Annotated in this window: 18 protein-coding genes; 3 read left to right on the top strand and 15 right to left on the bottom strand. The window is 71.7% G+C overall.

The window, feature by feature from the left end:
- Positions 1-33: 33 nt before the first annotated feature.
- The 3 genes from recD (at position 34) to gad (ending at position 4,364) form a co-directional block, all read left to right on the top strand.
- Positions 34-1,821, top strand: coding sequence for an exodeoxyribonuclease V subunit alpha (gene recD / locus AC4H2S_RS04625; RefSeq protein ID WP_491495777.1), 1,788 nt, complete (start codon positions 34-36; stop codon positions 1,819-1,821).
- Positions 1,822-2,184: 363 nt separating this feature from the next.
- Positions 2,185-2,796, top strand: a complete 612-nt coding sequence (locus AC4H2S_RS04620; protein WP_491495776.1) for an ACT domain-containing protein — start codon at positions 2,185-2,187, stop codon at positions 2,794-2,796.
- A 191-nt stretch (positions 2,797-2,987) separates the two neighbouring features.
- Positions 2,988-4,364 carry a glutamate decarboxylase gene (gene gad, locus AC4H2S_RS04615; RefSeq protein WP_186339871.1) on the top strand — a complete coding sequence of 459 codons (1,377 nt, stop codon included), beginning with the start codon at positions 2,988-2,990 and terminating at the stop codon, positions 4,362-4,364.
- A 39-nt stretch (positions 4,365-4,403) separates the two neighbouring features.
- On the opposite strand, the gene AC4H2S_RS04610 is transcribed toward gad, so the two are convergent.
- The 15 genes from AC4H2S_RS04610 to AC4H2S_RS04540 form a co-directional block, all read right to left on the bottom strand.
- A complete protein-coding gene (locus AC4H2S_RS04610; RefSeq protein WP_491495775.1) occupies positions 4,404-5,258 on the bottom strand; it encodes an HpcH/HpaI aldolase/citrate lyase family protein in 855 nt (284 codons plus the stop codon).
- 7 nt (positions 5,259-5,265) lie between these two features.
- On the bottom strand, positions 5,266-6,723 hold the full coding sequence (locus AC4H2S_RS04605; RefSeq protein ID WP_491495774.1) for a dihydroorotase: 1,458 nt from the start codon (positions 6,721-6,723) through the stop codon (positions 5,266-5,268).
- Positions 6,724-6,779: 56 nt separating this feature from the next.
- Positions 6,780-8,219, bottom strand: coding sequence for an MmgE/PrpD family protein (locus AC4H2S_RS04600; RefSeq protein ID WP_491495773.1), 1,440 nt, complete (start codon positions 8,217-8,219; stop codon positions 6,780-6,782).
- A complete protein-coding gene (locus tag AC4H2S_RS04595) occupies positions 8,212-9,042 on the bottom strand; it encodes a cyclase family protein (RefSeq protein WP_491495772.1) in 831 nt (276 codons plus the stop codon). Before AC4H2S_RS04595 ends, AC4H2S_RS04600 begins: the two co-directional genes overlap by 8 nt.
- Positions 9,043-9,085: 43 nt before the next feature.
- Positions 9,086-10,285: a CaiB/BaiF CoA transferase family protein gene (locus AC4H2S_RS04590; RefSeq protein ID WP_491495771.1), complete on the bottom strand. Its 1,200-nt coding sequence runs from the start codon at positions 10,283-10,285 to the stop codon at positions 9,086-9,088.
- A gap of 85 nt (positions 10,286-10,370) precedes the next feature.
- Positions 10,371-11,204 carry an alpha/beta fold hydrolase gene (locus tag AC4H2S_RS04585; protein ID WP_491495770.1) on the bottom strand — a complete coding sequence of 278 codons (834 nt, stop codon included), beginning with the start codon at positions 11,202-11,204 and terminating at the stop codon, positions 10,371-10,373.
- Positions 11,201-11,983 carry a maleate cis-trans isomerase family protein gene (locus tag AC4H2S_RS04580; protein WP_491495769.1) on the bottom strand — a complete coding sequence of 261 codons (783 nt, stop codon included), beginning with the start codon at positions 11,981-11,983 and terminating at the stop codon, positions 11,201-11,203. Before AC4H2S_RS04580 ends, AC4H2S_RS04585 begins: the two co-directional genes overlap by 4 nt.
- 4 nt (positions 11,984-11,987) lie before the next feature.
- On the bottom strand, positions 11,988-12,719 hold the full coding sequence (locus tag AC4H2S_RS04575; protein ID WP_491495768.1) for a DUF2848 family protein: 732 nt from the start codon (positions 12,717-12,719) through the stop codon (positions 11,988-11,990).
- Positions 12,719-13,162 (bottom strand): carboxymuconolactone decarboxylase family protein, encoded by a 444-nt coding sequence (locus AC4H2S_RS04570; protein WP_491495767.1) that lies wholly within the window; start codon positions 13,160-13,162, stop codon positions 12,719-12,721. The genes AC4H2S_RS04575 and AC4H2S_RS04570 overlap by 1 nt, the downstream gene beginning before the upstream one ends.
- Before the next feature lie 15 nt (positions 13,163-13,177).
- Complete coding sequence (locus tag AC4H2S_RS04565) at positions 13,178-15,178, bottom strand: oxidoreductase (RefSeq protein WP_491495766.1); 2,001 nt, start codon at positions 15,176-15,178, stop codon at positions 13,178-13,180.
- A gap of 13 nt (positions 15,179-15,191) precedes the next feature.
- Positions 15,192-16,196 carry an ABC transporter ATP-binding protein gene (locus AC4H2S_RS04560; RefSeq protein ID WP_491495765.1) on the bottom strand — a complete coding sequence of 335 codons (1,005 nt, stop codon included), beginning with the start codon at positions 16,194-16,196 and terminating at the stop codon, positions 15,192-15,194.
- Entirely contained in the window at positions 16,193-17,212 is a 1,020-nt protein-coding gene (locus AC4H2S_RS04555) for an ABC transporter ATP-binding protein (RefSeq protein WP_491495764.1), read from the bottom strand. The genes AC4H2S_RS04560 and AC4H2S_RS04555 overlap by 4 nt, the downstream gene beginning before the upstream one ends.
- Before the next feature lie 4 nt (positions 17,213-17,216).
- Positions 17,217-18,158 (bottom strand): ABC transporter permease, encoded by a 942-nt coding sequence (locus AC4H2S_RS04550; protein WP_491495763.1) that lies wholly within the window; start codon positions 18,156-18,158, stop codon positions 17,217-17,219.
- Positions 18,155-19,174, bottom strand: coding sequence for an ABC transporter permease (locus tag AC4H2S_RS04545; RefSeq protein ID WP_491495762.1), 1,020 nt, complete (start codon positions 19,172-19,174; stop codon positions 18,155-18,157). The genes AC4H2S_RS04550 and AC4H2S_RS04545 overlap by 4 nt, the downstream gene beginning before the upstream one ends.
- Before the next feature lie 159 nt (positions 19,175-19,333).
- Positions 19,334-20,938 (bottom strand): ABC transporter substrate-binding protein, encoded by a 1,605-nt coding sequence (locus AC4H2S_RS04540; protein ID WP_491495761.1) that lies wholly within the window; start codon positions 20,936-20,938, stop codon positions 19,334-19,336.
- Positions 20,939-21,055 lie beyond the last annotated feature (117 nt).

Here is a 21,055-nt window from a genome sequence, read left to right as displayed (position 1 = left end):
CCGCTCCTCCGACCGACGCCGCAGGGACCCCGCATGAGCGACCTCTTCGAGCCGGTCGACGGCACCGACGCCCGGCTGGCGCTGGGCGCCACCGGGCTGCTGGCGGCCTTCAACTCCGCCGGCGTCCTCACCAGCGCCGACGTCCACGTCGCCGCCGCCCTCGGCCGCCTCGGCCAGGAGTCCGACGAGCGGGTGCTGCTCGCCGTCGCGCTGGCCGTGCGCGCCGTCCGCGGCGGGTCGGTGTGCGTCGACCTGGCGACGGTCGCCGACCCGCCCGACCTGCCCTGGACCGAGACCGGCGACTGGACCGCATCGGTCGCCGCGAGCCCGCTGGTCGCGGCCGGGCTGGTGCGCTGGGACAACGACCTGCTCTACCTCGACCGCTACCACGAGCAGGAGACCCAGGTCGTCGACGACCTGCTCTCGCGCGCCGCCACCTCGCCCGAGCACGACCCCGACCTCATGCGCGCCTCGATGGCGCGGGTGGTGGCGGCGATGCAGCGGGCGCGCCCCGGGACGACCTACGACGAGCAGGTGGCGGCGTGCCTCGCGGCGGCGGGCCAGTGGACCACCGTGCTCACCGGCGGCCCGGGCACCGGCAAGACCACCGCCGTCGCCTCGCTGCTCGTCGGGCTCCTCGACCAGCACCCGCGCGGGCTGCGGATCGCGCTCGCCGCCCCGACCGGCAAGGCGGCGGCGCGCCTGCAGCAGGCGGTGCACCAGGAGGCGGAGGCCTTCGAGGAGGCCGACCGGCTGCGCCTGGCCGGCGTGACGGCCTCCACCCTGCACCGGCTCCTGCGACCCGACCCGGGCAACTCGACCCGCTTCCGCCACCACCGCGGCAACCGGCTGCCCCACGACGTGGTGGTCGTCGACGAGTCGTCGATGGTCTCGCTGACCCAGATGGCGCGCCTGCTCGAGGCGGTGCGCCCCGACGCGCGCCTGGTGCTGGTCGGCGACCCGCACCAGCTGTCGTCCGTGGAGGCCGGCGCGGTGCTCAGCGACGTGGTGCGCGGCTTCGCCGGGCGGGCCGACTCGCCGGTCACGGCGCTGGAGTCCACCCACCGCTTCGGCCCCGAGATCCGCGCGCTCGCCGAGGCGCTGCGCACCGGCGACGCCGACGCCGCGCTGGAGGTGCTCGCCGCCGGTCACGACGCGGTCGAGTGGGTCGACGAGCCCGACCCGTCCTCGCGCATCCGCACCACCGCCCTCGACGCGGCCCTCGCCGTGCGCGACGCCGCCGAGCGCGGCGACGTGCCCGGGGCCCTCGCCGCGCTCGACCGGCACCGCCTGCTCTGCGCGCACCGCGACGGCCCGTTCGGCGTACGCCACTGGAACCGGCGCATCGAGCACTGGCTCACCGCCGTCACCGGCGACCCGCTCCACGAGCGGGCCTACGTCGGCCGGCCGCTGCTGGTCACGGCCAACGACCACCAGCTCGGCGTCTACAACGGCGACAGCGGGGTGGTCGTGCTGACGCCCGCCGGGCCCCGTGCGGTGATCGCCGCCAGCGACGGGCCGCGCGACCTGGCGCCCTCCCGACTCGGCGACGTCGAGACCATGCACGCGATGACGATCCACAAGTCGCAGGGCTCGCAGGCCGACGTCGTCACGGTGCTGCTGCCCGACGAGGACTCCCGGCTGCTCTCGCGCGAGCTCTTCTACACCGCCGTCACCCGGGCCCGCACCCGCGTGCGCGTCGTCGGCTCGGAGCCGGCGATCCGCGCGGCGATCGGGCGCCGGGCCCAGCGCGCGAGCGGCCTCGCGGTCCGGCTCGCCTCTGCGGGGCGCTCCGGCGGCGTCGCTTCAGGCGGTGGCTGAGGGGGACTTCTCGTCCCCGGAACCCCTTCCGCACCGCCCGTACGCCGGTGCGCCAACGGGCGGTGGCTCAGCAACGTTCCTCAGCACCGAAACGGTTGCTGGCTCACCTTCCGTACGCCGGTGCGCCAACGGGCGGTGGCTCAGCAACGTTCCTCAGCACCGAAACGGTTGCTGGCTCACCGCCCGTACGCCGGTACGCCGACGGGCGGTGGCTGAGGGGGACTTCTCATCCCCGGAAACCCCTTCCGCACCGCCCGTGCGCCGGTGCGCCGACACGAGGCGGCGGAGGGGCTTCCCCGCCCCTACGACCCGCCGTCGCGCGTCTGAAATGTGTGCGACACGCGTGACCGCTAGCCTCGACGCATGCCCTACCTGATGCGCGTCGAGCTCCCGGACGTCCCCGGGTCGCTGGGTCGTGTCGCGACCGCCATCGGTGAGGCCGGCGGCGACATCGACGCGATCGAGATCGTCGAGAAGCGTGACGGCTTCGCCGTCGACGACGTGCTCCTCGAGATGGCGCACGGCACCATGCCCGACTCGGTGGTCTCCGCCTGCAGCATCCTCGACGGCGTCAGCGTGCTGTGGATCAACCGCTACGCCGCCGGTGGCAACCTCTTCCTCGACCTCGAGGTCGTCGAAGCCCTCACCGAGGACCCCTCCACCGCGCCCGACCGGCTGGTGGAGATGCTGCCCGTCGCGTTCCGCGTCGACTGGGCGGCCCGCGTCACGCCTGGCGTCGACGGCGTCGGGGCGCAGGTCGTCCACGCCACCGACGCCGCGCCGTCGGCCTACGACGTCGAGCAGGTCGCCACCCCTACCCGCCTGCCGGGCGACGAGGTCTACGTCGAGTGCGCCGCGCCGTTCGGCGACGACCTCGTCCTGATGGGCCGCCGCGGCGGCCCGGAGTTCCTCGACTCCGAGCTCGCGCGCTTCGGGCACCTGCTCGGGCTGGCGATGACGATCAGCCGCGCCTGAGCGCTCCGCTCCAGGCGTGCGCGAGGCGTCCGGCTCCAGCCGTTCCGGACCGGTCGTCCCGGCCGCGGCGGAGTCTCCCCGCGACCGGCCCACCGGGTCGAACGGCACCGGTCGGACGCCTCTGGGCAGCCGCGCGTGTGCGCATAGCCTCGATTGAGGACCCACACAACCGCGCAGATCGGAGATGAGTCATGACCTCACCGCAGACAGACGGCCCGTCGGAGCCGCTCTTCTCTCGGCCCGGCGAGGCGACCGTCGCCCCGCGCCGCACCATCCCCCAGCAGGAGTCGTTGCCGGAGACGGCGAAGCAGATCGTCGACGACGAGACCATCCTCGACGGCAACTCGCGGCTGAACCTGGCGACCTTCGTCGGGACGTGGATGGACGACGACGCCCGTCAGGTGTACGAGAACGCGTTCGACAAGAACATGATCGACAAGGACGAGTACCCGCAGACCGCCGCGATCGAGGACAACTGCTGGCACATGCTCGCCGGTCTGTGGAACGCGCCGGACCCCGAGACGAGCATCGGCACCTCGACCATCGGCTCCTCGGAGGCGTGCATGCTGGGCGGGCTCGCGTTCAAGCGTCGCTGGCAGCACGCGCGCCGCGAGGCGGGCAAGGACACCACCAAGCCCAACCTCGTGATGTCCTCGGCGGTGCAGGTCTGCTGGGAGAAGTTCTGCAACTACTTCGACGTCGAGGCCCGCCTGGTGCCCATCAGCGAGGAGCACAAGACGCTCGACGGCCACGACCTGGACACGTACGTCGACGAGAACACCATCGGCGTCGTCGCCATCATGGGCGTGACCTACACCGGCATGTACGAGCCGGTGGCCGACATCGCCCGGGCGCTGGACGAGATCCAGGCCAAGACGGGTCTCGATGTCCCCATCCACGTCGACGGAGCCTCCGGGGCGATGATCGCGCCGTTCCTCCAGCCCGACCTCCTCTGGGACTTCCGCCTCGAGCGCGTGCACTCGATCAGCACGTCGGGCCACAAGTACGGCCTGGTGTTCCCGGGCCTCGGCTGGATCGTCTGGCGCGATCGCCAGTGGCTGCCCGAGGACCTCGTCTTCGAGGTCAGCTACCTCGGCGGCGAGATGCCCACCTTCGCGCTGAACTTCTCCCGGCCGGGCGCCCAGGTGCTGCTGCAGTACTACATGTTCCTGCGACTGGGTTACGAGGGATACCGGTCGGTGCAGCAGGAGTCGCAGAAGGTGGCGAAGTTCCTCGCCGAGGGCATCGCCAAGATCGACGCGTTCGAGCTGTGGAACGACGCCAGCGACATCCCCGTCTTCGCCTGGCGTCTCAAGAAGGGCCACACCGACAACTGGAACCTCTACCACCTTCAGGACCGGTTGCGGATGAAGGGCTGGCTGGTGCCGGCCTACCCGATGCCCGACGACATGACCGACCTCACGGTCCAGCGGATCGTGGTGCGCAACGGCCTGAGTATGGACCTGGCCGCCGATCTCCTCGCCGACATCGAGAAGGAGACGGTCTACCTCGACAACCTCGAGGGGCCGATGCCGGTCGAGGCTCCCCACCCCGCCTTCCACCACTGAGGGTCTGCCGCAGGAGCCCCCCGGAGCCCCCGCACCCGGTCACCGGGTCGGGGTCGCTCCGGCGCGGGCGAGCACGCTGCGGGCCGAGCGCACGACGGCGAGGTCGACGAGCCGCCCGTCCTGGGTGACGGCTGCGCCGCGACCCTCCGCGTCGGCGCGGTCGAAGACCTCGACCACCTCCCGGGCGGTCGCGACCTCCGCGGCCGTCGGCGCGAGGACGGCGTGGACGACCTGCACCTGGGCGGGGTGGATCAGCGTCCGCCCGGCGAACCCCTGGTGGACCAGTCGGGTCGTCGAGCGACGCAGCAGGTCCTCGTCCCCGAGCCGGGTCTCCACGGGACCGATCGGCGCCGAGAGCCCCGCGGCGGCCGAGGCGAGGACGACGCTGAACCGCGCGGGCCAGAGCTCCTCGCGCTCGGCACCGGGGGTGATCCCGAGGTTGGCGGCGAGGTCGGCCTCACCGAGCCCCAACCGCGTCACCCGGGGCGCGGCGGCGACGGCGGCCACCTCCTGGAGACCACGGGCGGTCTCCAGGAGGCCGACGACCTCGAGGCTGCCCCGGGGCAAGCCCGCACGTGCCTCGGCGGCGGTGAGCAGCCGATCCACCTCGCCGAGCAGGGCGGGCTCGGCGCCGGGCACGAAGACGCCGTGCGTCCCCGGCCGGACGGCCGCCGCCACGTCCTCCTCGAGCGTCCGCACGTCCAGCCGGACCCACCACTGCGGTCCCGCGGGGCGTTCGTGGCGGCCGACCTCGAGCCGGGCGGCGTCCTTGCCGGCCGGCGCGACGCCGTCCTCCAGGTCCAGGACGACGGCGTCCACGCCGCTCGCCGCCGCCTTGGCGAACCGGTCGGGCCGGTCGCCGGGGGCGTAGAGGTAGGTGCGGGCGGCGCTCACGGGAGGATCAGCCCCGACCGAGCGGACGGCGCAGGTACTGACCGGTCGGCTCGCCGACGACCTTGCCGGCCTCCAGGACGTGCTGGCCGCGAAGGAAGGTGTCGGTCACGCGGGCCGTCATGTCGAAGCCCTCGAACGGGGTGTACTCCTGGGTCGACTCCGAGTCGGCGGCGCGGACGGTCCAGGACACGTCCGGGTCGATGAGGGCGACGTCGGCGTCGTAGCCGACCGCGATGGCGCCCTTGGTGCGCAGGCCGAAGCGCTTCGCGGGGTTTCCGGAGACCAGGGCGGCCATCCGGCCGTAGGACAGGCCGCGCTTGCTGCCCTCGGTGACGAGACCGGGCAGCAGGTACTCGGTGCCACCGAAGCCGGACTTGGCCACGAACACGTCGTCGCGGTCCTCGCCGAACTTCTTCTCGTCCTTGCAGCAGGCGTGGTCGGAGACCACCCAGTCGATGCTGCCGTCCAGGACGTACTCCCACAGCGCCTCGACGTCCTCGCGGGGCCGGATCGGGGGGTTGACCTTGGCGCCGACGTCGGCGGTGGTGATGTCGGCGAGCAGGTGCCCGATCGTGACCTCACGGCGGAAGTCGATGTGCGGGAAGGCCGTCGACATGCGCAGTGCCGCGTCGACCGCCTTGCGAGAGGTCAGGTGCAGCAGGTTGATCGTCGGCAGGCCGGTCTCGTGCGCGAGGTACGAGGCGATGCTGATCGCCAGTCCCTCGGAGTGCGGCGGCCGCGACTCGTGGTAGGCCTCGAGCCCGGTGAGCTCACCTGCGCCCTCGACCAGCTCGGTGTAGGCACGCATGATCTCGGCGGTCTCGCAGTGCAGCGAGAGCGAGATCTCGTCGGCGAGATCGGGGAACTCCTCGCGTGCCCGCTGGATCCCGCGCATCACGAACTCGAAGTGCGCGTAGTCGTAGCGCTCGCCCTCGGGAATCATCAGGAAGGAGTTCTGGTCGGTCGAGCGGCCGTGCAGGCCGTGGCTGCCGTAGAACATGAAGACCTTGAACGAGGTGACCCCGTGGTCGCCGACGAGCGAGGGGATCTCCTCGATGTGCTTCTTCATCATCGGGGCGAGGTGGAAGCCGTAGTCGACGTGCGAGCGGCCCTCGGTCGCCGCCAGGACCTCGGGGAAGAACTCGGCGTACTCCCCGCCCTTGTTGAGGTAGTACTGGCCGGTGCGCATGTAGGTGATGCCGGTGGTGACACCGCCCTGGGCGCAGGCGCGGCTCTCGGTCTGGGCATCCTCCGACAGCGGGTTGTAGATCCCCCAGTGCTGGTGGGCGTCCACGACGCCGGGGAAGGCGATCTTCCCGCCGCCGTCGACGACGCGGGTGCCCGCGTCCGGCTCGATGCCCTCGCGCAGCTCGGTGATCCGGCCGTCGGTCACGGCGATGTCGAGCGGCTGGGGCTCGTCGTGGTCCGGCGTGACGACGCGGACGTTCTTAAGCAGCAGATCCATGGCTTGTCTCCTAGGTAGCGACCGGGTCGGGGCCGGGGCGGCCGGTCCCGGCGGGGTCAGTGGGTGTGCTGGAGCCGCGACGACGAGGCTCGGGCGAGGTGGGACATGAGCGGTGCGAGCGAGTCCAGCCCACGCAGACCTCGCAACGCGGTCTCGACCGCATCGAGGTCCGGGGCCGCGAGGTGTCCCGAGACGTTCTCCCGGAACTTGACGGTCAGCTCGTCGTCGGAGAGCGGGCGCTGCGGCCCGCCGCGGTTGGTGAGCACCTCCACCACCCGCTCGGTGCCGTCGATGAGCTCGGCCCGGACGACGGCCGGGAACTGGTAGGGGAAGATCTCGTCGCACCGGGGGTCGGCGACGACGTCGACCCGGGCCATCAGCGCACGACGCTCGGGGTCCTGGGCGAGCTCGTCGGTGTAGTCGGCGAGCCCGACCCCGAGTCCCGAGCCGCCCAGGAGGCCGGCGACCAGGGCGTAGGGACCGCTGAACTGGGCCTGGTAGCCCGTCGCCGGCTCCCGCTTGGTCTCGATGGGCTGGCCGATCGTGCGCAGCGGCGCGGCCGCGACGCCCAGCACGAGGCGCTGGACCTGCTCGGGGCGCACGCCCTGGGCGCGCAGCTCCATGCCCGCGTCGACCGCGGCGTGGGTGAAGTGGTTGGCGGGGTAGGGCTTGAAGAAGATCCCCGGGACCGCCCACTCCGACCCGAGACCGCGCACGACGGCGTCGAGGTCGATCTTCGAGCCGTGCAGCCACGACTCGAAGAAGCCGAAGCGGCCCTCGAGGACCGTCGGGGGCCCGGTGAAGCCGCGCTGGACCAGGTGCGCGGCGGAGACGCCGGACTGCGCGCCCCACCCGCAGTGCAGCCGCTTGACGGTGCCGCCGGTCCGGTTGGCCTCGAGGATCCCCGAGGCCATCGATGCGGCCAGACCGAGGGTGTCCACCAGTCCGGTCTCGTCGAGGCCGAGCAACATGCCCGCCGCGACCGCCGCGCCCATCGCGCCGCAGATCGACGTGGCGTGCTGGCCGTGCTCGAAGTAGACGGAGTTGCGGATGCTCTCGTCGTAGCCGGCCATGCCGAGCCGCACCGCGACCTCGAGCCCGACCGCCACGGCGCGCACGAGTGCCTCGCCGGTGGCGTCGACCTCCTCGGCGGCGGCCAGCGCCGCCGGGACGATGTTCGCGCTGGGGTGGAGGACCGAGGGGAGGTGGGTGTCGTCGTAGTCGAGGGAGTGCGCGAGCACCCCGTTGACGAACGCCGCGGCGGGAGCCGGCAGCTTGGTGGCCACCCCTACCGCGTGCGCCTGGCCGCGCCCGCCGAGGTCCTCGGCGTAGGACATGGCGGCCTGGCTGGTCGGCAGCGCCTGCGCGGCGACGGCGAGACCGAGGACGTCGACGACGCGCTGGTTCACGCTCGCGGCGACGTCCTCCGGGGTCCCCGCACGGGCGACCCCGGCCGCGAAGCCGGCCAGCTGCTGGGCGAGGGTCTGCTCAGCCACGGCTCACCACCGCCAGTGGACGGGCGGGCGAGCCGGTCGCCCCGAAGAGCGGGAGCGGCGAGAGCACGAAGAGGAACTCGTGCACCCCGGCGGCAGCCAGGCCCTCGAGCGCCATCGCCTCGATGATGTAGGTGCCGGTCTCCACCAGCAGGACCCGGTGGGCGGGGAGCACCGCGTGGCCGGCACCGGGCTTGAGGCACTCGAAGGCGATGGTGTCGGCGCCGGCGGCGCGGACCTCGCGCCGTGCCAGCCAGCGCGCGCCCTCCTCGCCGACCCCGGGGACGCCGGAGTCCTTGCCGACGTAGGCGGCACCGGCCTCGAAGTGCCGGCCCCAGCCACTCCGGATCAGGACGACGTCGCCCGGGCCGGGCTCCACGCCCTGGCGGGCCACGGTCGCGTCGAGGTCGGCGGCGGTGATCTCGTACCCCGGCTCGCAGCCCTCGGGCGTGCCGAGGGCGGCGGGCACGTCGAGCAGCACGCCGCGGCAGACCATCGGCGCGATGGTGTGCGCGCCGAGCTGCTCGTAGCGGCCGCCGGTGAGCGCCTCGTCGACGCCGAGGCCGCCGAACAGCTTGCCGTCGTGCGAGACGTGAGCCAGGGCGTCGACGTGGGTGCCGACGTGGGTGCCCATGCTGATGATGTCGTTGGCGGCCGAGCCACCGTCGCTGCGGACCATGTCGCCGTGTCGGCGGGGCAGGGCGTGCCAGTACGCCGGGTGGTTCGGCGACTGGGGCATGCCGACGGTCAGCGGGCGGCCGAGGTCGAAGACCTCGATGCCTGGCGCGAGTGCGGCGACGAGCGGCTCGACGCTGGTGGAGGTCACGGTGGTTCCTTCGTTGCTGGGGACGGGAATGGGGACGATGAGGTCAGGACACGACGCCGCGGGCGCGCAGCTCGTCGACACGCTCGGCCGGGATGCCCAGCTCCTCGACGAGGACCTGGTCGGTGTCGGCGCCGCGGGAGCGGCCGGGGAACCGGATCCGCCCGGGTGTCTCGGACATGCGCCACATGACGTCGTGCATGAGGACCTGGCCGAGGTCCTCGTCCGGGACGTGCTTGAGCATGCCGGTCTCCCGGACGTGCACGTCCTCGACGAGGTCGCGGGCGTCGTAGACGGCGGCGATGGCGGCGCCGACCTCGGTGAAGCTGTCGATCACCTCGGCACGGGTGCGGGCGCCGATCCAGCTCCCCACGTACCCGTCGAGCAGGTCGGCGTGCTGGGCCCGACCGTGGCCGGAGGCGAACCAGGGCTCGTCGAGCACCTCGGGGTGCCCGACCAGGGTGAGCACCTTCTCGGCGATCCGCTGCGCGCTGGTCGAGACCGCGACCCACGAGCCGTCGGACGTCCGGTAGGTGTTGCGGGGGGCGTTGTTCGTCGACCGGTTGCCGTGGCGCTGTCCGATCACGCCGAGCTGGTCGTAGACCGTGGGGCCCGGTCCGACCGCGGTCATGATCGGGAGCAGGAGGTTGGCGTCGATGACCTGGCCGCGACCGCCGTTGGACTGGCGCGCCAGGAGGGCCATCGAGACCGCCGAGGACGCCGCGATGCCGCAGATGCTGTCGGCGAGGCCGAACGCCGGCAGGGTCGGCGGGCCGTCCTCCTCGCCGGTCAGGTGCGCGAAGCCGCTCATCGCCTCGGCGAGCGTGCCGAAGCCGGCTCGCGAGGAGTAGGGGCCCTCCTGGCCGAAGCCGCTGATCCGCAGCAGCACCAGGCCGGGGTTGGCCTCGAGCAGCACCTCGGGGCCGAGGCCCCAGCGCTCGAACGTGCCGGGCCGGAAGTTCTCGACCACCACGTCGGCGGTCCGGGCGAGCTCGAGGAAGGCCGCGGCCCCGTCACTGTCGGAGAGGCTCAGGCCGATCGTCCGCTTGTTGCGCGAGATCTCCTTCCACCACAGCGGCACGCCGTCCTTCGACTCACCGTGGCCGCGCATGCTGTCGCCGGCGACGGGGTGCTCGACCTTGATCACGTCGGCGCCGAAGTCGCCGAGGATCTGGCAGCACAGCGGGCCGGCGAGGATCGTCGAGGCGTCGACGACCCGCATACCGGTCAGGGGTCCGTCTTGCATGGGTCTTCCTTCACGTCGGGAGAGCGTTCCGCTGATACGAACGGCGTACCGCTGAACGGAGCGTATGGGGGTGGGCAGTCAGGCGTCAACGTGCCGCGCGCTCGGCGCCGACGACCTCGCGCAGGACAGCCGCGAACCCACGCGGGTCCTGCTCGGCGACGAAGTCGGTGGCCTCGGGGAGCACCCGCTGGGCGGCCCAGGGCAAGGCCGCGACGGCCCGTTCGTGCATGAAGCCGATGCGGTCGCGTCCCCCGGCGAGGAGGGTCGTCGGCAGGCCGGCCCGTTGGACGTCCGCCAGCGCGGCGTGCAGGTCGTAGCGCCAGATCGCCCGGTAGGCGCCGGCGAAGTCGGGCCCCGCCGCGAGGTAGTCCGCGACGAAGCTGGTGATCAGCTCGGGTGGCGCCCAGGGGTACTCCCCCGAGGCGCGTTCCCAGATCCAGGCCAGGTGCGCACCGTCCGCGCTCGGCACGTACGGCGGGGCGAACCCGGCGAGCCGGTCGGTCTTCTCCTCCTCGGTGTAGACCGGGAGGCCGTGCAGCACGAGGTGCCGGACCCGCTCCGGGCGGGACCTGGCCATCTCCACGGCCAGCACCGTGCCGGTCGCCCGGCCCAGGAGGTGGACCGGGAGGTCGGTGAGCTGGTCGATCCCGTTCCACAGCGCGTCCGCGTAGTCCCCGACCCGCCAGTCACCGTCCTCGGCGAGCGAGTCGCCGTAGCCGGGCGTGTCGGGCGCGTAGGCGTCCGACCAGCGTCCGAGCACGGGCAGGAGCGGCTCGAAGCGACGTGAGGACAGCGGCGACTGGTGCAGCAGGACCCACGCGCACGAGGCGTCTGGCCCCCGCACCCATCGCAGGTGCAGGTCGCTGCGCGGCGTGCGGACCCGGGCCCGCCGCACCAGCGCGGCCTCCCCGCTGCTCACCCCACCGGCCCCGTGGTCGTGGCCGGCGGCCGGACGTGGTCGGGCAGGGCGGTGCCGGGCTCGCGCAGCAGCGCGACGTCCGGCCCACCCTCCTCGATGCCGGCGAGCCGCAGGGCGGCCCACATCGTGGCCAGGTTGCTCGAGACCACCGGCAGGCCGGTCTCGTGCTCGAGCTCGGCGAGGTGGTCGAAGGTGCGCCAGTTGGTGCAGCTGATCATCACCGCGTCGGCGTCCGAGAGGTCCACCTCCCGCACCAGGCCCGCGCTGACCTCGGGCCCGAGTCGACCCTTGGCCAGGTTGCTCAGCAGGTCGAGGTCGCGCCGGGCGACGACCTCGAAGCCCGACTGCGCGAGGTAGGCCGCCGCCCCGTCCGCGACCGGACCGATGTAGGGGGTCACGACAGCGACGCGGCGCGCACCGAGGGTGCGCAGCGCCGCCACCATGGCCGTCGACGTCGTCAGGGCCGGCACGCCGGCCACGCCCGCGAGCTCCGCACAGGTCTCCGCGTCGGAGTCGCGGCCGTGGAGGAAGCTGCCGGACGTGCAGGCGTAGGCGACGACGTCCACGCCGAGCGAGCCCACCTCGGCCGCCGCGGCCGGAAGCCGGTCGCGCATCGCCAGGATGGACGCCACCTTGTCCTCCGGCCGCGCTGCCTCGCCGACCGGCACCCGGGTGGCGAACGCCGCGACCCCGGGCGGCAGGGCCGCCGAGATCTCCGGCTCCACGACCGAGTTGGTCGACGGGACGATCAGGCCGAGACGGGCACGCTCGCCGTACATGCGATCAGCTCCCCTGCACCGTCATCGGCACCCGGTAGCCCTCACGCATCTCGGGCATCAGCTGCTCCAGGGTGTACTCGTGGCGGATCTCGCGGTCCAGGACCGGGTCGTGCATCCGGAACGAGAACGTCGTCCCGAACTGCAGCTGTCCGCCCAGCGCCACGATGGTGCCGGCGTAGAGCACGAAGTCGTCCTCCGGCACCTCCGCCCGGGTCCGCAGCACGTCGAGCAGGTCCTCGGGGGAGAGGAACGTGCCGGTCGGCGTGGCCTGGTAGGGCTCGCCGTCGACCCAGGACTCCAGGACACACTCGTCCCAGTGGTCGGCGATCTCCGAGAGCCGCCACAGGGTCGGCGCCAGGACGTTCGGGCAGGCCTGCTTGCTGTAGACGATGCTGTGCCGCTCGAGGTCGCGGTCGGTGTGGTCCGACCCGACCCCGACCAGGACCTCGCCCCCGGTGACGACGAGGACGATCTCGACCTCACCGGAGCTCCTCGGCGTGTGCACCTCGACGGTGGTGTCCGAGGTCAGTGCGTAGGGCGCGATCGGGTAGATCCGCGGCGCGGGGATGTCGAAGGCGATCTGGACGCCCGCGGCTGCGACCTCCTCCTGGTGGTGAACGGCGACGGCCGCGTCGCGGGTCGCCGATCCGAGGTTGTACATCCTGCGGACGGTGATCTCCCGCTCGGTGAGGCTGCCGTCGGTGCCGGCGACCGTGGCGGTGAAGACATGGGCCATCAGGCGGTGCCCTCGTCCGTCTCGGGCGTGCCCTGCTCGACCCAGCCGTTGCCCTGGAGCATGTCGGCGAAGGCGATGGTGGCCGCCTCGACCGTCGGCATGCCGCCGGGGAGCCCGGCGAGCAGGATGGCCTCGAGGACCTCCTTCTCGCTGGCGCCGTACTTCATCGCGTTGCGCGAGGCCCACTCGACGCCCTCACGGTCACCCTTCACCGCGGTGGTGACGCCGACCAGCACGAGGAACCGGGTCTTGAGGTCCAGGTGCCGCGGCTCGGGCCCGAAGATCAGGTTGCCCGCCAGCGCGTTGTAGGCGCGCAGGATGTCGGGGTCGACCGACGCCATCACCTCGTGCACCGGCAGGGTGAACCCGCGCCGCGCACGCACCTCCGCCAGGGCCTCCTCGCCCGCCTCGTCGTACTGCCACTCGTAGGTCACCTTCGACATGCTCTTCTCCTCAGCTCAGATCTCGCGGGCAGCCAGCTCGGCTTCCCAGATGGCGTTGAACACGCGGCGGGGCGAGACGCAGTCACCGACTGCGCGCACCTCGACGCCGGCCTCCTTGAGGCCGTAGTACAGGGAGTCCTCGGCCTTGCCGCCGGTCACCAGGACGACGGAGTCGACGGGCTCGCGCACCTCGACCTCGTCGGTGTGGACGTCGCGCAGGCTCACCCGGTCCTCGTCGATCGAGGCGATCTCGCGGTTCGGGGTGAAGACCACGCCGGCGGTGCGCAGGCGCTTGTGGACCCAGCCGACGTCACGCGTCGCGGACAGCTCCGGGGCCACCGAGCTGAGCGTCGTGACCAGCTCGACCTGGTGCCGGTTGGCCTGCAGGTGCTCGGCGACGACCACCGCGTGGCGCCCGCCGATGTCGTCGAAGACCATGACGTTCGGGCCCAGCTCGGCGTGGTCGAGCAGCGCCTCCTGGGCGGTCACCACGTTGAACTGGTCGACGCCCGGGACCCCGTCGGGGTTCGCCCAGCGGACGGGGTGGTTGACGCTCCAGCCGGTGCGCAGGGGCGTGGAGCCCGTCGCGACGACGACGGAGTCGAACCCGCCGGCGACCAGGGACTCGACGGTCGCCTCGACCCCGAGCTCGATCTTCACGTTCGTGCCGCCGAGCTGGCTGATCAGCCAGCCGGCGATGCTGCCCCACTCGCTGTAGCTCTCCGAGCGAGCGATCCAGTTGACCTGGCCGCCGAGCTCGGTGCCCTTCTCGAACAGCGTCACCTCGTGCCCGCGCTGCGAGAGCGTGAGGGCCGCGCGCATGCCACCGGGACCACCGCCGACCACGGCGACCGACCGGGGACGCTCGGTGATCTGCAGCGTGCCGGTGCCGAGCTCCGCCTCCCGACCAACGGCCGGGTTGTGGATGCACGCCAGCGGAGCGCTGACGATGGAGGCCATGCAGTGGTTGGCGCCGACGCACGGACGGATGTCGGTCTCGCGCTGCTCGCGGGCCTTGTTGGGCCACTCCGGGTCGGCGATCAGGGTGCGCGCCATGCCCACCATGTCGCCGGCGCCGCTGGCGATCGCGTACTCCGCCTTCTCCGGCGACGTCATCCGCCCGGCGACCACCACGGGGAGCTCGGGGACCATCTGCTTGATCTGCCGCGTGGCCTCGATCTGGTAGCCCTGCTCGCGGGGAGTGGTGGGGTAGATGAGCATGCGGTTCTGGTAGGTCCCCTGGGACACCGAGACGTAGTCGATCAACCCCGTGTCGGCGATCGCCCGCGCGATCCTCGCCCAGTGCTCGGTGCGGAGGCCGCCCTCGACCTCGCCGTCGTCGCCGTTGATGCGCACGCCGACGATGAGTCCCGAGCCGACCTCCGCACGGGTCCGCTCGATGATCTCCAGCACCAGGCGCAGGCGGTTCTCGTCCGACCCGCCGTACTGGTCGGTGCGGTGGTTGGTCGCGGGCGAGAGGAACTGGCCGAGCAGGTAGCCGTGGGCCAGCCCGTGCACCTCCACGCCGTCGAGTCCGCCCTCGGCGGCGTAGCGGGCCGCGAGCGTGTAGCCCTCGACGATCTCGGCGATGTTCTCCTCGTCCATCGCGTGCGGCATCTCGCGGTAGACGGTGTCCGGGATGGACGACGGCGCCCAGACCGGCAGGCGGTTGACCACGCCGTTGGTCTCGCGACCGCGGTGCCACGGCTGGGCCAGCAGCAGTGCGCCGTGCTCGTGCACCGCGGCGGCCAGCTTCTGGTAGTTCGGGATGACGGCCGGGTCGAAGGCGTGGATCTTGCCGGCGTACGGCTGGGTGGTCGGGTGGGTCGCCATCGCCTCCATCGTGATGACGCCGACACCACCCTTGGCCCGCTCGGCGTAGTAGGCCACGTGCCGGTCGGTGAAGTTGTGGTCCTTGACCAGCTGGGTGCTGTGGGCAGTCATCCACAGCCGGTTCTTCGCCTCCTTCGGACCGATCTTGATCGGGTCGAAGAGGTGCGCGTAGGGGTGGGACATCGAGAAGTACTCCTCAGCTAGCGGTGACGATGGGGGCCGGCCCGGTGGCCGGAAGGACGTTGGTGCCCTCAGGGACACGTACGCAGGCGGCGCTGTGGCCGGCCGAGACCTCGTGGAGCGGCGGGACCGCCTGGCGGCAGTCGTCGCGGACCAACGGGCACCGCGAGGCGAGCGGGCACCCCGGCGGCAGGTCGACCGGACTGGGGGTCTCCCCCTCCAGGACGTGCCGCACGCGTCGGCCGTCGGGGTCGACCGAGAGCGCGGCCGAGAGCAGAGCCTGTGAGTAGGGGTGCTGGGGGTTGCCGAGCACCTCGGCCGCGGGACCCTTCTCGATCACCGTGCCGAGGTACATCACCGCCACCTCGTCGGACATCGCCGCGACCGTCGTCAGGTCGTGGGAGATGAAGAGGAAGGTGATGTCGAGCTCGCGCTGCAGCCGCTTCAGCAGCCGGAGCACCCCGGCTCGCACGCTCAGGTCCAGCGAGGACGTCGGCTCGTCGAGGACGAGGAACTCCGGGTCCGTCGCGAGCGCCCGGGCGATGCCGATGCGCTGGAGCTGGCCGCCGCTGAGCTCGTGGGGGAACCGGTCGAGGTGGAACTCCTCGAGCCTCACCAGGCGCATCAGCTCGGCCGCGCGCCGGCGCCGGGCGGAGGGCGTGAGGTCGGTGTGGAGCATGAGGGGCTCCTCGACCACCGAGCGGATCCGCATCCGGGGGTTCAACGACTCGTAGGGGTCCTGGAACACCATGGCGGCGCGCGCCCGGTGGCGTCGCAGCGTCTCGGGCTTCATGGCGAGCACGTCGTGCTCCCCGTGGTGGACCGTGCCCTCGGTCGGCTCCAGGAGCCGCAGCAGGCAGCGTCCGACGGTGCTCTTGCCGGAGCCGCTCTCGCCCACCAGACCCAGCGTCTTGCCCCGCGGGATCACGATGTCGACGCCGTTGACGGCGCGCACCGGGGCGCGAGAGCCCCGGACGGAGAACGTCTTGACGATTCCGCGGGCCTCGATGTGCTCGCTCATGGGCCCACCCTTTCGACGGTCTCGGCTCGTACGGTGTCGGCGCCCGGCTCGCCGGTCGACTCCGCGGGGAAGTGGCACAGCGCGCGGTGACCGCCACCCACCTCGACCTCCGGCACCGGCGTCGCGCAGACGTCGGTCGCCAGCGGGCAGCGGAACCGGTAGTGGCAACCGCTGGGGAGGTCGACCAGGTTCGGCGGCTCGGACCGATCGGTCTCCTCCGAGACCGTCTCGTCCAGCGTCTCCCGGCTCGCCTTGACCAGTGCCTGGGTGTACGGGTGGCGGGGGTTGCCGAAGATCTGCTCGACGGTGCCCTGCTCGACGATCCGGCCGGCGAACATGACCGCCACGCGGTCGCAGTAGTTGGCGACGACGCCCAGGTCGTGGGTGATGAGCAGGACCGCCGACCCGGTCGCGTCGACGCGGGCGCGCAGCAGGTCGAGGATCTGGGCCTGCACCGTCAGGTCGAGACCGGTGGTCGGCTCGTCGGCGATGATCAGCTTGGGCTCGTTGATCATCGCGAGCGCGATGAGCACGCGCTGCGCCATGCCGCCGCTGAGCTGGTGGGCGAACGCCTTCGCGCGCCGGGCCGGATCGGAGATGCCGACGTCGCGCAGGGCGCTGATCGCGTTCGCCTTCGCCGCCTTGCGCCCGGTGCCCCGGTGCCGGCGGTTGGTCTCGGCGATCTGGCGCCCGACCGAGCGCAGCGGGTCGAGCGCACCGCGCGGGTTCTGCACGATGACCGCCAGGTCCTTGCCGCGCAGGCGGCGGCGACGGCGCTCGGACATCGAGACCAGGTCGGTCCCCTCGAACTCCGCGGTCCCCTCCACCACCTGGGCGCGGGGGCCGAGGAGCCCGAGCACGGACCAGGCCGTGAGGGACTTGCCGGCACCGGTCTCGCCGATGAGTCCGACGATCTCGTGCTCGTCGACGTCGAGGCTGACGCCGTTCAGCGCGTGCGCGGTGCCGTTCGGGGTGGCGATGTGGACGCGGAGGTCCTTGATCGAGAGCAGGGCCATGCGCTCAGTCCTTCCTCGGGTCGAGATAATCCTGGATCGCGTCCGCGAGGAGGTTGAACCCCAGCACCAGCAGCATCAGCGCCAGGCCCGGGAAGACCGAGGGCCACCACTGGCCCGACGTGATGAACGCCGATCCGTGGCGGATCATGGCGCCCCACTCCGGGGTCGGGACCTGGATGCCGACGCCGACGAAGGCCAGGGAGGACACGATCATCACCGACCACGCGAGCCGGACCGCGGTCTGGATGATCAGGGGCGGAAGCGTGTTGGGCATGATGTGGCGCCACATGATGCGCCAGGGCTTGTTGCCCGTGGAGCGTGCGGCCTCGACGTACATCGCCTCGCGAAGGCTCAGCACCTGGCCTCGGGTCATGCGGATGAAGACCGGGGTGTCGAGGAAGGCGATCACGAAGATCACCGCGGTGATCGACTCCTGCGAGGCGGCGACGACCGCCAGCGCCAGGATCAGCGCCGGGAACGCCTGCAGCACGTCCATCAGGCGGAGCAGCACCATCTCGAACCAGCCGCCGCGGTAGCCGGCGATGAGGCCCAGCGCCACGCCCACCACGATCGACGCCGCGACTGCCGACACCGAGATGACCAGGTCGATCTGGATGGCGTGGATGGTCCGGGCGAAGACGTCCATGCCGTTGCCGTCGGTGCCGAACCAGTGGTCGGCGCCCGGGGGCTCGAGCAGGTCGCTGCCGAAGACCTTCAGCGGGTCGGTCGGGACCAGCACGTCGGCCAGCGCTCCGACGACCACGAAGAGCAGGACGATGACGGTGCCGGTGAAGGCGGCCATGCTGGAGGTCATGAACCTCCACAGGCCGCGGGCGGTCGCCCGGAGGCGGCCGACCTGGTCGTGGTCGACGTGCGCGGGCGGAGCGCCCGGTGTCGGCATCGGCCGGGTCGAGGCCACCGCGTCGTCGTTCATCGGGATGCTCACTGCAGCTTCACCCTCGGGTCGATCGCAGCGACCACCAGGTCGGCGATGAGGTAGATCGCCGCGGTCAGGACGCCCATCACCAGGATGAAGCCCTGGACGACGGCGAAGTCGGCGTTGGTGATGGCCTCGAGGCCGAGCTGTCCGAGCCCGCCCCAGGAGAAGATGAGCTCCGAGATCGCCGCCCCGCCCATGGCGAGGCTGAAGGTGATCCCGAAGAAGCCGATCAGGTCGGGCAGCGCGTTGCGGAATGCCAGCCACACCACGCCGCGCTCGGACATGCCGCAGGCACGGGCGTAGCGCACCGCCGGGCTGCCGAGGGTCTCGACCATCGCGGCCCGCGCCTGCTTGGCGATCGTCGCGCCGGTGATCACGGTGATGGTGAGCACCGGCAGGGCCAGGTGGGCGAGCGCCGACGCGGCGGTCGCGAAGTAGCCGGTGATGACGCTGTCGAAGACCAGCATCCCTGTCACGTGCGGCGGCATGGCCAGACCGCGTTCGACGCGTCCCAGGGGAGCAGGTGCCCACCCGAGCACCGTGAAGAAGAAGGCGATCATCAGGAGCGCGCCCCAGAAGATCGGGATCGAGACCCCTGCCAGGGTGACGAGGCGCAGCACCTGGTCGACGAGCCCGCGCTGACGCACCGCGGAGGCGACGCCGATCAGGACTCCGAAGACGATCGCGCCGGCGACACCGAAGCCGATCAGCTCCAAGGTGATGGGCAGCTTCTCCATCAGCTCCTCGGTGACCGGCCGGTTCGACATCCAGGAGGTGCCGAGGTCGCCGCGCACGGCGTCGGTCAGCCACGTCCAGTACTGCACCGGGAGCGACCGGTCGAGGCCCATCTCGGCCTCGATGTCCTCGATCTGCGCCTGCGTCGCGGTCGGACCAGCCACCATCACCGCCGGGCTCGAGTCACCGAGCCTGACGAGCAGGAAGGTCAGGACCGAGACGCCGAACAACAGGGGGACCAGCAACAGGAGCCGGTAGGCCAGGTATCTGGCAAGTCCCTTCCCCATGTCCTCTGCCACCTTTCACGGAAAGTCAGGGATGCACGTGTCGTGCATCGACGGAGCGCCGTCGGCGCTCCGGGGTCGTGCAGGGGTGGGGTGCTGCGGGACCGACGCCGTCGTCGGTCCCGCAGCCCTCCACCGGGCGGCCGCGTGAGCGGCCTGAGCTCAGCGGCTGAGGTCGGCCCAGCGCTCGTGGTTGTCCGGGTGCCAGACCCAGCCCTCGATGTCGTCGGCCATGGCCTCGTGGGCCCCGATCTCAGCCGAGTAGATCCAGGACGCGTCCTCGAGGTGGATCCGCTGCGCCTGGTCGATCAGGCTGCAACGCTCCTCCTCGTCGGTGATCACGTTCGCCTGCTTGATGAGCTTGGTGACCTCGGGGTTGTCGTAGTCGTTGCGGTCCGCCGAGCCATCCGGGGTCGAGGTCAGCAGCATGCTGTAGCCCGGGTCCAGGACGATGGACTGCTCGTAGAAGGTGAAGAACGGCAGGTCGCGCTCGGTGATCGCGGCCCGGGCCGTCATGTCGGCGTCCGGGATGCGCTTGAGGTTGACGCGGATCCCGGCCTTCGCGAGGCCGTCCTTGAGCTGGATGCCGAGCGGCTCCTCCCACCAGTTCAGGCCGGAGTACTCGAGCGTGATGTCCACACCGTCCGCATACCCGGCGTCGGCGAGCAGCGACTTGGCCTTGTCGACGTCGGTCTCGTAGGCCCAGGCGTCGGGGTTGTAGCAGGGGATCGTCGAGACCAGCGGTCCGCGGCTCTGCTGCGCGCGGCCGGCGAAGACGTTGTTGAGGATCTGCTCGTGCGGGGTGGCGAAGTTGATCGCCTGGCGCACGCGCTTGTCCTTGAACGGCTCGTAGTTGGGGTTCATCAGCGCGCGGGCCTGGAAGTTGCCCGGCGTCGACTGCACCTTGACGCCGTCGCTCTTCTCCAGCTCGTTGAGCTGGGTGAAGGTGAGCTCCTCGATCCAGTCGACCGAGCCGGCCTGCAGGAGCTGGACGCGGGTCGAGGCGTCCGGCACCGAGCGGTAGACGACGGTGGAGAAGTGCGGCTCGTCGCCGTAGTAGTTCGGGTTGGCCTTGAAGACGGCTTCCTCACCCGCCTTGACCTCGTCGACGTAGTACGGGCCGAAGCCGGCGCTGTTGGAGACGAGCCACTCCAGGGCCCACGGGTCGTCCTTGGTCGCGTGCTTCTTCATCTCCGTCGAGTCATAGATCGACGGGGTGTAGAGCGTGAGCGCCTTGAGCAGGATGGGGCTCGGGTCGGTGAGGTTGAAGCGCACCTCGTAGGTGTCGACGACCTCGACGCTCTCGACGTTGGAGACGCTGGCGATGAACGCACCGGTCCGGCCCTGGTCGAGGGACTTGTCCCAGCTCCACTTGACGTCCTCGGCCGTGAGCTCGTTGCCCCACTGGCTCTCGACGCCCTCGCGGAGCTTGAAGGTGACGCTGAGCTCGTCGTCCGAGGCCTCCCAGCTCTCGGCGAGACCCGGCTCGATGACCGAGGCATCCACCTCGCGAGCGCCGCCCTCGACGTCCTTGACGCCGTAGTTCACGAGGGGCTCGTAGATCTGGGTGACCGTGTGCTGGGTGCCCGGGGTGATGACGTCGCCGTCGAAGCCGCCGGGCACGTTGACGGCAGCCACGATGAGGGTGTCGTCGGCGCTGTTCGCGCCGTCCCCGTCGTCGCCCGGGTTCGAAGCCGAGCACCCTGCCAGGGCGAGGGTCAGTACCGCGGCACCGACCAGTCCAACGCGCAGCTTTCGTCCACGCATGTGCAACCTCCTGTGAGACCCCGAGCGTTCCTTCGAGCGGAATGGTGTTCCTCTAACGCGCACACTCAATCGCGAGTGAGGGTCCGCGTCAAGGGGTTCGGCCCGGGTTTCACACGC

The organism is Nocardioides sp. Z13_37, assembly GCF_058355585.1.
The sequence above is the reverse complement of the archived record's forward strand: the minus strand, read 5'-3'. Positions and strand labels throughout refer to the sequence as shown.